Origin of the sequence: Bacillus sp. 103mf (assembly GCF_900116295.1) — a bacterium.
Lineage (GTDB): Bacteria > Bacillota > Bacilli > Bacillales > Bacillaceae_G > Bacillus_A > Bacillus_A bruguierae.
This window is the reverse complement of the sequence record NZ_FPAF01000031.1, coordinates 1-11193: the sequence shown is the minus strand read 5'-3', so window position 1 is coordinate 11193 and position 11193 is coordinate 1. Positions and strand designations below refer to the sequence as shown.

The following is an 11193-nucleotide window of genomic DNA, read 5'->3' as shown; positions in this document are numbered from 1 at the left end:
CTCCCTGGTGCCGCTGTTACTGCCATCCAAATTGATGGCGTATTACACGAATTTTCGACAGTTGAGGGTGTAGTAGAAGATGTTACAACGATCATCTTAAACTTGAAAAAGTTAGCTCTCAAAATCTACTCTGAAGAAGAGAAGACACTCGAAATCGATGTACAGGGCGAAGGTGTTGTCACAGCTGCTGATATTACTCACGATAGTGATGTTGAAATCTTAAATCCAGATTTATACATTGCGACGTTAGCAAAGGATGCGCATTTCCGCGTGCGTTTAACTGCAAAGCGTGGCCGTGGGTATACGCCAGCTGATGCAAATAAGAGCGAGGATCAACCAATAGGTGTAATTCCTATTGATTCTATTTATACTCCAGTATCACGTGTGACTTACCAAGTGGAAAAGACACGTGTTGGACAAGTGGCAAATTATGATAAGCTTACGCTTGATGTATGGACGGATGGAAGCATCGGGCCAAAAGAAGCTATCTCTTTAGGTGCCAAAATCTTAACAGAGCATTTAAACATCTTTGTTGGTTTAACTGACGAAGCACAAAATGCTGAGATTATGGTCGAAAAGGAAGAAGATCAAAAAGAAAAAGTTCTAGAAATGACAATTGAAGAACTTGATCTTTCTGTTCGTTCTTATAATTGCCTAAAACGTGCAGGTATTAACACTGTACAAGAGCTTGCGAATAAAACTGAAGAAGATATGATGAAAGTTCGTAACTTAGGACGTAAATCTTTAGAAGAAGTTAAGCATAAGCTGGAAGAATTAGGTTTAGGCTTACGTAAAGACGACTGAGGATTTAAATTCATCAACGAAGGAGGGAACTACGAATGGCATACAGAAAATTAGGCCGTACAAGTGCGCAACGTAAAGCTATGTTACGTGACTTAGCTACTGATTTAATTATCAATGAGCGCATCCAAACGACAGAAACTCGTGCAAAAGAACTTCGTTCTGTAGTGGAAAAAATGATCACTTTAGGTAAACGCGGAGATCTTCATGCTCGTCGTCAAGCAGCTGCTTACATTCGTAATGAAGTTGCTAATGCTGAGACTGGTCAAGATGCATTACAAAAATTATTCGCTGATGTAGCTCCACGCTATGCTGAGCGTCAAGGCGGATACACTCGTATTGCAAAAATTGGTCCACGTCGCGGTGACGCTGCACCAATGGTAATTATCGAGTTAGTATAATGTCAAGCAAAAGGGCAGGACAGTACTTTTTAAGTAACTGGTCATGGCCCTTTTTTTTTAAGTATAGAAGAAAACGTTTATTTGGCTGAATAATGGAAGAGGGTGTCCACAAGTGAAAAAAGAGAAGCTTCGTGCTGAGAACATATCATTTCAATATCCTCAAGCTGCTTCTTACGCCCTGCGTGACGTTTCACTCTCCTTATATGAAGGAGAGTGGGTATCTATTATTGGACAGAATGGGTCAGGGAAATCAACGCTTGCAAAGTTATTAAATGGCTTGTTTTTACCATCAGGAGGAACAATTACTGTAAATGGAACACTTGTTTTATCAGAAGAAACTGTATGGGATATTCGTAAGCAGATTGGAATGGTTTTTCAAAATCCAGATAATCAATTTGTCGGAACAACTGTACAGGATGATGTTGTCTTTGGGCTTGAGAATGCTGGAATGCCAAGAGAACTAATGGTAGAACGTATGAAACACGCTTTGGAGCTCGTTCGAATGGAAGAATTCCAAAATGAAGAACCTCACTACTTATCGGGTGGACAAAAGCAGCGCGTTGCAATTGCAGGCGTATTAGCACTCCAGCCGTCTATTTTAGTATTAGACGAGGCAACATCTATGCTTGATCCCCAAGGCCGTAAAGAAGTGGTAGAAACGGTAAGAGACCTTGTTCGTACGAAGGGAATTACAGTTCTTTCGATTACTCACGACTTAGAAGAAGCAGCGCAGTCAGATCGTATTATTATTTTAAATCGCGGAGAATTACTAGAAGAGGGAACACCTGAACAAATTTTTCAATCACCGGAAATGCTGCAAGAAATCGGTTTAGACGTACCATTTTCAGTGAAAATGGCAGAATTATTGAAAAGCAATAAAATTCCTATACAATCAATGCATCTTACAATGGAAAGTTTGGTGAGCGAACTTTGGAGATTACATTCCAAAAAGTAGAGCATCGTTATCAATATAAAACCCCATTTGAAAAACGAGCCCTTTACGATATAGATATTTCGCTTCCTAGTGGTGGTTATTATGCGATTATCGGTCATACGGGATCGGGTAAGTCAACGATGATTCAACATTTAAATGGCTTATTACAACCAACGACTGGTACTGTTCAAATTGGGGAATATAGAATTTCTTCTCAAAAGAAAGCGAAGAAGTTAAAGCCTCTTCGAAAAAAAGTAGGGGTTGTTTTTCAATTTCCAGAGCATCAATTATTTGAAGAAACGGTAGAAAAGGATATTTGCTTTGGGCCTTTAAACTTTGGTGTATCTGAAGCAGCGGCAAAACAAAAGGCAAAAGATGCCATTCGGTTAGTTGGGCTACCAGAGGAGCTATTAGAACGATCTCCGTTTGAATTAAGCGGTGGACAAATGAGACGCGTTGCTATAGCAGGTGTACTCGCGATGGAGCCTGAGGTATTAGTGTTAGATGAACCAACAGCAGGACTTGATCCTAAGGGACAAAATGAACTTATGGAGATGTTTTATCATCTTCACAAGCAAAAAAATCTTACGGTGATTCTTGTGACACATAATATGGAGGATGCTGCAAAATATGCAGACAACATTGTTGTGATGCATAAAGGAACGGTCTTTTTGCAAGGAACATCAGAGGAAGTCTTTACGCATGCAGATGAGCTTGAACAAATTGGTGTATCTCTTCCGATGTCGCTAAAGTATAAGCGAGAAATTGAAGAGAAATTAGGCATTTCTATACCGAAAGCCACCTTGTCTTTAGAAGATTTAGCAGATGAAGTCATACAACTGTTTAGAAAAGGTGGGGATTCATCATGCAGCAGTTAATTATTGGAAGGTACATTCCGGGAGAATCTGCTATTCATAGATTGGATCCTCGTACAAAACTGTTAATGGTCTTTTTATATGTATTTGTTGTATTTTTAGCAAATAATGCAATTTCATACGGCTTGCTATTTTTGTATGCACTCATTGCTTTGTTTTTTGCAAAAGTGCCGATTCGTTATATTCTTTCTGGGCTAAAACCTATTTTATGGATTTTTTTATTCACGTTTTTTCTGCACATTTTTACAACAAAAGAAGGTGCTGTACTCGTTCAATTTGGATGGTTTTCTATATATGAGAAAGGTTTGGAGCAGGGAATTTATATTTCTATTCGTTTTTTGGTCATTATTTTAATGACGACCTTATTAACATTAACGACAACACCAATTGAAATTACAGATGGCATGGAGACACTGCTGCATCCTTTAAAACGTATAAAAGTTCCTGTTCACGAAATCGCACTTATGATGTCTATTTCTTTGCGCTTTATTCCAACTTTGATGGATGAAACAAGTAAAATTATGAAAGCACAAGCTTCCCGTGGTATAGACTTTGCAGGCGGTCCAATGAAAGACAGGGTGAAGGCGATTATCTCGTTACTTGTACCGCTATTTATTAGTGCATTTAAACGTGCAGAAGATTTGGCAATTGCTATGGAAGCACGAGGTTATCAAAGCAACGGATATCGTACGAAATTCCGGCAGCTAGAATGGAAATGGATCGATACATTAACGCTTTTAAGTCTATTTGGTTTAGCGTGTATTTTAATTTTAGTTCGATCGTAATGGAGAGTATGAATATGGAAAGAATAAAATGCACAGTTTCGTATGATGGAATTAACTTTTGTGGATATCAGATTCAACCGAATCAACGTACTGTTCAACAAGAAATAGAGAAAGCTTTGCAAAAGGTGCATAAAGGGGAAGCTGTTCGTGTACAAGCGTCAGGAAGAACAGATTCCAACGTTCATGCCAAAGGCCAGGTTATTCATTTTGATACACCCCTATCATTAACTGGAGAGCAATGGATGGCGGCTTTAAATACAATGCTGCCAGATGATATTGCTGTGCAGCAGGCTGAGAAAAAAACGTTAGACTTTCACGCAAGGTACGGCGTTGTAAAAAAAGAATATCGTTATCGTGTATTATTATCTAAAAAAGCTGATGTATTCCGTAGAAATTACGTATATCAGTATCCGTATGCATTGGATATAGAATCTATTCGAAACGCAATTCCTTATTTTATTGGAACACATGATTTTACTTCATTTTGTTCGGCAAAAACTGATAAAAAAGATAAAGTACGAACAATTTATGAAATAGATTTAATAGAACAAGGCGATGAGTTAAGCTTTCGCTTTGTTGGAAATGGTTTTTTATATAACATGGTTCGAATTATTGTCGGTACGCTGCTTAGCGTTGGTCAAGGAAAAATTGCTCCTGAAAGCATTCCAGACATTTTAAAAAAACAAGACCGCCGTTTTGCTGGAAAGATGGTACCGGGGCAAGGCCTTTATTTATGGGAGGTAAACTATAACAACTAATCCTGGTGTAACATTTGCTTGACATTAGAAACTCAAAAGGATATCATAACATATGGTATTGTTTCTAAAACCACGATTAGCCCCGGAAGGAAATCGTGTTTAAGATAAACAATAGATTTTTTCTATGGAAAAGATAACGAGTAGGAGGGAAACAAATGCGTACGACTTTTATGGCAAAAGCTAACGAAGTTGAGCGTAAATGGTATGTGGTTGACGCTGAAGGTCAAACTTTAGGTCGCCTTGCTAGTGAAGTAGCATCCATTTTACGTGGTAAAAACAAACCAACATTTACACCACACGTTGACACGGGTGATCATGTAATTATTATTAACGCTGAGAAAATTCACTTAACAGGTAATAAATTAAACGATAAAATTTACTACCGTCACACTAACCACCCAGGTGGACTTAAGCAAAGAACAGCTCTAGAAATGCGTACAAACTACCCTGTACAAATGTTAGAGCTTGCTATTAAAGGCATGCTTCCTAAAGGACGTTTAGGACGTCAAATGTCTAAAAAATTAAATGTGTATGCTGGAGCTGAGCATCCACATCAAGCACAAAAACCAGAAGTTTACGAACTTCGCGGATAATTAATTAAAGGAGGGCTTACTTTGGCACAGGTACAATACAATGGTACTGGACGTCGTAAGAGTTCAGTAGCACGCGTACGCCTAGTTCCAGGCGAAGGACGCGTTATCATTAACGGTCGTGATTTTGAAAACTATATCCCATTTGCTGCATTACGTGAAGTAGTGAAACAACCTCTAGTTGCAACAGAAACTTTAGGTAACTACGATGTACTTGTAAATGTACATGGCGGTGGATACACTGGTCAAGCTGGTGCTATCCGTCACGGTATCGCTCGCGCTTTACTAAAAGCTGATCCAGAATACCGTTTAACATTAAAACGTGCAGGTCTATTAACTCGTGACGCACGTATGAAAGAGCGTAAAAAATACGGTCTTAAAGGTGCTCGTCGTGCACCTCAGTTCTCAAAACGTTAATTTTTGCGAACTTCAAACCTCAGCCTTTTGGCTGGGGTTTTTTTATGTTTTTAAACCAGCTGCTTTTGGGTAGTGAGAGTTTTTCATTAGTGGAGAACGCGGCTGATGAGGCCCCCCACGGATGGAAGTTTCACTTTACCACTCCCTTCTTTGGAATATTTTAGTGCTATCTTCTTGTGTATGCTTCCTACTGAGAAGTTTAGACTAATACGTACATAGGGAGGTTTTAAGTACTATGAATGTTATTGTAAGTCTGAAAGAAAAACAAAGAGAAAAGCAACTGAAGTATGAACGTAAAATGTTGCGTGAATTATCATTACAAAAACTCAGAGACAATATTCGTGATTGCTTTTGTATGGATACATTTCATCGTCATTATGAAGATTATTGTATAGAACTGGGTATTGAGTCCTATTTATTAGGAGCTAGGTATAGTAAGTTTGGGTATTATGGAGAATCCCTTTTGGATGTAAAAAACAGATCATCTCATGAAGAAATTCAATTAACAGAAATGCTGTTTCATTTTTTGACAAGTATTCTTTTGAATGTTTTAGAAGAAAACGAAGATGAGCGGTTGTATCAATCGTGTCGTCATTTTATTAGTGCTTGGTGGCAACAAGGATATGAGAAGGGTGAGAAAAGATATCGCATGAAGCTGCATTAAGTAAATCATAAACTTTCCTCTTGTCCCATATAAGTAAGTAGAGGGACTAGCTAGAGGAGGAAAGGTATGAAAAGAATTCGGATTATTTCTTTTATGTTAGCAGCGGTGGTACTCTTTTTTTTAGTAAAGCAGGAATTTCAAATCACAAAATCATGGAGAGCATGGAATTTGCCTTTGTCTGGAAAAATCATTGTATTAGATGCTGGTCATGGTGGCCCAGATGGAGGAGCGGTTGGCGGAGAAGATATTGTTGAAAAAGATATTACACTAGAAATTACTAAAAAGGTACGAGACTATTTGCAGGAACAAGGAGCACTTGTTATTTTAACGCGTAATGGAGATTATGATTTGGCTGACAAAAGCACGAAGGGATATAGTCGCCGTAAAGCAGAGGATTTAAAAAAACGTGTAGAAATTATTAATAAGCCTGATGTTGACTTTTTTGTTAGTGTGCATTTGAATGCCCTTCCAAGTGGTAGCTCAAAAGGAGCACAAACATTTTATTATCGTTCTTTAGTAGAAAACGAACGAGCGGCAAAATTTATTCAAGCTGAATTACGAACAAGTCTTGAGAATACGAACCGTTCGGCGAAAACAATTTCTCATGTTTATTTATTAAAGTATGCGAAAACACCTGGTGCATTAGTTGAAGGTGGTTTTTTATCAAATGTAAACGAAAGATATTTACTAAACTCAGAGAAATATCAGCAAAAAGTTTCCGCTGCTATATATCGCGGGGTCTTGCGCTACTTTACTGAAAAAGGAAACCCTCCCGATTAAGGGAGGGTTTCTTTGTAACGGAGTTTTCCGAAAATATGCTATACTTACAATGAAAACGCATTTATTTCGGTTTAACGGCAATTACATGCTCGTAAGAAATTAATTTCAATTATCTTCATAACAGGGGGCGGGACAGATTATGGTAACGAAAGAACAAGTAATGGGAGCACTTGAAGGGATTGTAGATCCGTTTCTAAATAAAACATTAAAAGAAACAAATGCTATTAAAGAAGTTACAGTAAAACCAGAAAAAGAACATGTTAGCATTAAAGTTGCAATTGTGAAAACAGGAACAGCGGAACAAATGCAGCTGCAAGGAACACTTGTAAAATTAGTGAAAGAATTAGGAGCAGCGACAGTAGGATTGCGCTTTACAGAATTTACCGAAGAGGAACGATTACAATTTGCTCCGCAAGAAGAGCAGAGTGAATCTTTATTATCACCGCATGCTAAAACAACTTTCTTAGCAGTAGCGAGTGGAAAAGGCGGTGTTGGAAAATCAACGGTTTCTGTAAACTTGGCGATTTCTCTTGCCCGTTTAGGGAAAAAGGTTGGGATTGTTGATGCTGATATATACGGATTTAGTGTGCCGGATATGATGGGAATTGAAAAACGTCCTATTGTACGCGGTGATAAAATCATTCCAGTAGAACGTTTTGGTGTGAAAGTTATTTCTATGGGATTTTTCGTAGAAGATAATGCGCCTGTTATTTGGAGAGGTCCTATGCTTGGTAAAATGTTAAATCATTTCTTCACAGAAGTAGAGTGGGGGGATTTAGATTACTTAGTGTTAGACTTACCTCCTGGTACAGGTGATGTAGCATTAGATGTGCATTCAATGCTTCCGGCATGTAAAGAAGTTATTGTAACAACACCGCATCCAACAGCAGCTTTTGTAGCAGCTAGAGCTGGCGCAATGGCACTTCGTACAGAGCATGAGATTATTGGTGTTGTGGAAAATATGTCTTATTTCGAAAGTAAAGTAACTGGTGAAAAAGAATATGTATTCGGAAAAGGCGGAGGGGAAAAATTAGCAACAGAACTGCAGACAGTAGTACTCGGTCAAATTCCGCTTCAGCAACCAGATTGGAATACAGAAGAATTTGCTCCATCTGTATACGATGAAAATCATAAAATTGGAGTAATCTATAAACAAATTGCTCAGCAAGTAATTGAGAGAGCTGCAATTAAACAAAAATAACCCTCAGTACGAGGGTTATTTTTGTTCTTTTTTGCCTTCTTCTGATCCGCCTTCTTTTTTCTGTTCACCACCACTTTTCTGCGCTTTTTCAACACCTTTACTAATAATATCAATCATTTTTGCCTGAAATAATGGACTTTCGGCAGTTTCGGTTAAGACTTGCTGTAAATATTGACGGTACTCTTTACTTTTCATTGTTTGCATCATGATTTTTCCTACTTCTGGATTTTTCATGATTTCTATAACACCAGCTTGATAATCAGGATCTTTTAATAAAGTTTTCATTAAATTTGTTTGTTCTTTCTCGATGCTTTTTGCAAATTTAGTGGCAAACTCAGGGTCTTTAAATACTTTTTCCCAAAATTGTTGCCCTTTCTCTGATATCATAGTATCTTCAATCGTTTTTTTTACTACAGATTCGTCTAAAATAAGAGCTTGTTTCATTTTTTCATCGGTTAGTACATCTTGAATTGCTTTTTTTCCTTGATCCGTTTTTAAAATATCAATAATCATTTTTTTCGTTTGATCATAATCTAATTGGGATTTCGCTTCTTTTTCCTGTGCGCATGCAACGATTCCGATAAAAAGGATGAAAGAGACCGAAATGAGTAGAATCCGTTTCATCAGCTAGGGCTCCTTTCACGTGTTTCTCTTTTTAATATAAATCTCTTAGGAGAATTTATACATATTGATGGCTAGCTTTTTAAAATTGACATTGTTACAATTTAATTAGAAATATATATATAATGGGGGATATGTCTGTGAATAGCCGAAATTGGGTACGACTCTTTTTGACGACTTTATTTCTTGGGGGAAGCAGTACAATCTTTATCGGTTTTATTTTAGAGTGGGACAAGTACAATGAATTTTTTCAAAATTCCGACGGGAAGGAAATCCTAATGGTTTCTTTTTGGTTGCTTGGAGTCGGTTTTATTTTTAGTGTAATCAGTCAGATGGGTTTCTTTGCATATCTAACAATTCATCGATTTGGGCTGGGGATGTTTCGTTCTCCCACCCTTTGGAATGTAATACAAATGTTCTTAATTGTGTTTGTATTATTTGACTTTGTATATTTACGCTCCGTATTAATTGCAAATGGGAACGCATCACTGGGTACGAATATTTTTGTTGCCGCAGCTCTTTTTTTGTTTGGAATAATCGTTGCTTACATAAAAAGCAAGGAGACAAACAAGAAGGCGTTTGTTCCAGCGTTATTCTTTATGATTGTTGTAACTATTATTGAATGGGTTCCAGCATTACGTATTAATGATACGAATTGGTTATATTTAATGGTTGTTCCATTGCTCATTTGCAATGCATATCAGGTTTTGATATTGCATCGTTTAATAGGACAAAAAAGCTGATTCCTATATTGGAATCAGCTTTTATTTAGTGGATAAGGATGAGTTTAATCTATGTCTTTACTTTTAGCTTTTGTATTTGAGATGAGCTGGGAAACAGAGATGTTTTCAAATCCATCTGTTTTTAATTTTTGAATCAGCATTGGCAATGCTTTATTTGTTTGTAGCGCTGAATCAGAAGCGTGAAGTAGAATAATATCTCCTTCGTGCAAGTTTTCTGAAACGGTTGTAACAATTTTATTGACTCCAGGGTTTTTCCAATCATTTGAGTTATTGCTCCAATGTACAACCGTATACCCAAGAGATTCAGCAATTTTTAATACCGTTTTATTAAAATTACCATTAGGAGGGCGTAGGAGTTGAACTTGTTTCACTTGAAGTTTTGTAAATATGTCCTGTGCCTTTAGGAGATCTCTTCGGATTTCGCTAGCCTCTAAAGACGTATAGTCTTTGTAATTGTATCCCATACTTCCAATTTCGTGCCCGTCTTTTATAATGCGCTCTACAATATCAGGGTGACGTTCTGCCCACGCAGCAGAAAGGAAGAAGGTGGTGTTTTTAATCTTTTTTTCTTTTAATGTATCTAGTATAGGTAATGCTTTCTCATCTCCCCAACTAATATCGAATGTTAAAGAAACTTGTTTTTTTGTCGTGTCTCCTTTATAAATTGCTTTCGGACCAGTAGCTGTTGAAAAAGCTGATTGATAGGAATATGTTTTTAAAAAAAGTAGCCATGCCGTAAAAAGGGAAAGCACAATAATAAGACTAATTTGTTTAAACTTATGTTTACTCGTTATAAAGAAGAAAAACATCGCTTCTCCGCCCCTTTGTCCAATCCTTTTCAGTTACTTATATGCAGAAAAAGAAGAAAAGAGAACTAAACGATTAACATCGTAAGAAAAGGATATAATGAACGGTATGTAGATAAGAAACAGCTGAGGTGACAGAATGATTGGATTACTGATCACGGAGCAGGAGCAAAAGGAACTAGAATATGTATTGAAAAGAGAACTAGACGAGTTATTATTTGACTTTGCAGATAAACGAATTCATCATGTTGTAAAAAAGACGATGGAAGAGCGATATAAATTGTTGTTTACTTTATTTACAAAAATTGCTCCACCTGAAGATTGTACAAGGTATATGAGAAAAAGAATTTTTTATTAAAAAGTATTGACGGTATGATTCTATATATGATAAATTAATATTCGTCGCTGATGAACGAATTCATCAAGCACGAAAAAAGAAATAAAAAACATTGTTGACATTGAAAAACAAAGATGTTAACATAAGGAAGTCGCAATTGAGCGGCGGATAAGTTCTTTGAAAACTGAACGAAACAAACAACGTGAAACGTCAATTTTTATTTATGATGCTAGACAAACTTTATTGGAGAGTTTGATCCTGGCTCAGGATGAACGCTGGCGGCGTGCCTAATACATGCAAGTCGAGCGAACCGATTAAGAGCTTGCTCTTAAGAAGTTAGCGGCGGACGGGTGAGTAACACGTAGGTAACCTGCCTATAAGACTGGGATAACTCCGGGAAACCGGGGCTAATACCGGATAACATTTCGCACCGCATGGTGCGAAATTGAAAGGCGGCTTCGGCTGTCACTTATAGATGGA

General features: G+C 37.4%; 15 protein-coding genes and 1 rRNA gene. 14 read left to right on the top strand and 2 right to left on the bottom strand.

All coding sequences use genetic code 11. The annotated features are described in order from the left end of the window. From BM350_RS25405 to BM350_RS25355, 11 genes are all read left to right on the top strand, one after another. A partial coding sequence (locus tag BM350_RS25405; protein ID WP_090920441.1) for a DNA-directed RNA polymerase subunit alpha occupies positions 1-804 on the top strand: 804 nt, incomplete at its 5' end. Between the two features lie 35 nt (positions 805-839). Continuing rightward, the gene (rplQ, locus tag BM350_RS25400) at positions 840-1202 is read left to right on the top strand and encodes a 50S ribosomal protein L17 (RefSeq protein WP_020063215.1); all 363 of its coding nucleotides are present in this window, start codon (positions 840-842) and stop codon (positions 1200-1202) included. 112 nt (positions 1203-1314) lie between these two features. Further along, the gene (locus BM350_RS25395; RefSeq protein ID WP_090920437.1) at positions 1315-2157 is read left to right on the top strand and encodes an energy-coupling factor ABC transporter ATP-binding protein; all 843 of its coding nucleotides are present in this window, start codon (positions 1315-1317) and stop codon (positions 2155-2157) included. After that, positions 2133-3014, top strand: a complete 882-nt coding sequence (locus BM350_RS25390; protein WP_090920435.1) for an energy-coupling factor ABC transporter ATP-binding protein — start codon at positions 2133-2135, stop codon at positions 3012-3014. Before BM350_RS25395 ends, BM350_RS25390 begins: the two co-directional genes overlap by 25 nt. Then, positions 3002-3796 carry an energy-coupling factor transporter transmembrane component T family protein gene (locus BM350_RS25385; protein WP_090920432.1) on the top strand — a complete coding sequence of 265 codons (795 nt, stop codon included), beginning with the start codon at positions 3002-3004 and terminating at the stop codon, positions 3794-3796. Before BM350_RS25390 ends, BM350_RS25385 begins: the two co-directional genes overlap by 13 nt. A 14-nt stretch (positions 3797-3810) precedes the next feature. Next, positions 3811-4554 (top strand): tRNA pseudouridine(38-40) synthase TruA, encoded by a 744-nt coding sequence (truA, locus tag BM350_RS25380; protein ID WP_090920429.1) that lies wholly within the window; start codon positions 3811-3813, stop codon positions 4552-4554. Between the two features lie 155 nt (positions 4555-4709). Next, entirely contained in the window at positions 4710-5147 is a 438-nt protein-coding gene (gene rplM, locus BM350_RS25375; protein WP_090920426.1) for a 50S ribosomal protein L13, read from the top strand. A 21-nt stretch (positions 5148-5168) separates the two neighbouring features. Beyond that, positions 5169-5561, top strand: coding sequence for a 30S ribosomal protein S9 (gene rpsI / locus BM350_RS25370; RefSeq protein ID WP_090920423.1), 393 nt, complete (start codon positions 5169-5171; stop codon positions 5559-5561). A 235-nt stretch (positions 5562-5796) separates the two neighbouring features. Then, positions 5797-6225 carry a DUF2521 family protein gene (locus BM350_RS25365; protein ID WP_090920419.1) on the top strand — a complete coding sequence of 143 codons (429 nt, stop codon included), beginning with the start codon at positions 5797-5799 and terminating at the stop codon, positions 6223-6225. A gap of 66 nt (positions 6226-6291) precedes the next feature. Next, complete coding sequence (gene cwlD / locus BM350_RS25360) at positions 6292-7005, top strand: N-acetylmuramoyl-L-alanine amidase CwlD (protein ID WP_090920414.1); 714 nt, start codon at positions 6292-6294, stop codon at positions 7003-7005. 139 nt (positions 7006-7144) lie between these two features. Beyond that, positions 7145-8206: an Mrp/NBP35 family ATP-binding protein gene (locus BM350_RS25355; protein ID WP_090920411.1), complete on the top strand. Its 1062-nt coding sequence runs from the start codon at positions 7145-7147 to the stop codon at positions 8204-8206. 15 nt (positions 8207-8221) lie between these two features. Here the strand turns inward: BM350_RS25355 and gerD are convergent, their stop codons facing one another. Then, the gene (gene gerD, locus BM350_RS25350; RefSeq protein WP_020063205.1) at positions 8222-8830 is read right to left on the bottom strand and encodes a spore germination lipoprotein GerD; all 609 of its coding nucleotides are present in this window, start codon (positions 8828-8830) and stop codon (positions 8222-8224) included. Positions 8831-8967: 137 nt separating this feature from the next. On the opposite strand from gerD, the gene BM350_RS25345 reads away from it, so the two are divergent. After that, positions 8968-9570 (top strand): KinB-signaling pathway activation protein, encoded by a 603-nt coding sequence (locus tag BM350_RS25345; RefSeq protein WP_090920408.1) that lies wholly within the window; start codon positions 8968-8970, stop codon positions 9568-9570. Positions 9571-9614: 44 nt separating this feature from the next. On the opposite strand, the gene pdaB is transcribed toward BM350_RS25345, so the two are convergent. Then, positions 9615-10379 carry a polysaccharide deacetylase family sporulation protein PdaB gene (pdaB, locus tag BM350_RS25340; protein ID WP_090920405.1) on the bottom strand — a complete coding sequence of 255 codons (765 nt, stop codon included), beginning with the start codon at positions 10377-10379 and terminating at the stop codon, positions 9615-9617. A gap of 136 nt (positions 10380-10515) precedes the next feature. Between pdaB and BM350_RS25335 the strand changes: the two genes are divergently transcribed. Together BM350_RS25335 and BM350_RS25330 are read left to right on the top strand one after the other, a co-directional pair. Beyond that, the gene (locus tag BM350_RS25335; protein ID WP_090920402.1) at positions 10516-10734 is read left to right on the top strand and encodes a hypothetical protein; all 219 of its coding nucleotides are present in this window, start codon (positions 10516-10518) and stop codon (positions 10732-10734) included. Between the two features lie 219 nt (positions 10735-10953). Beyond that, a 16S ribosomal RNA gene (locus BM350_RS25330) occupies positions 10954-11193 on the top strand; the annotation flags it as partial.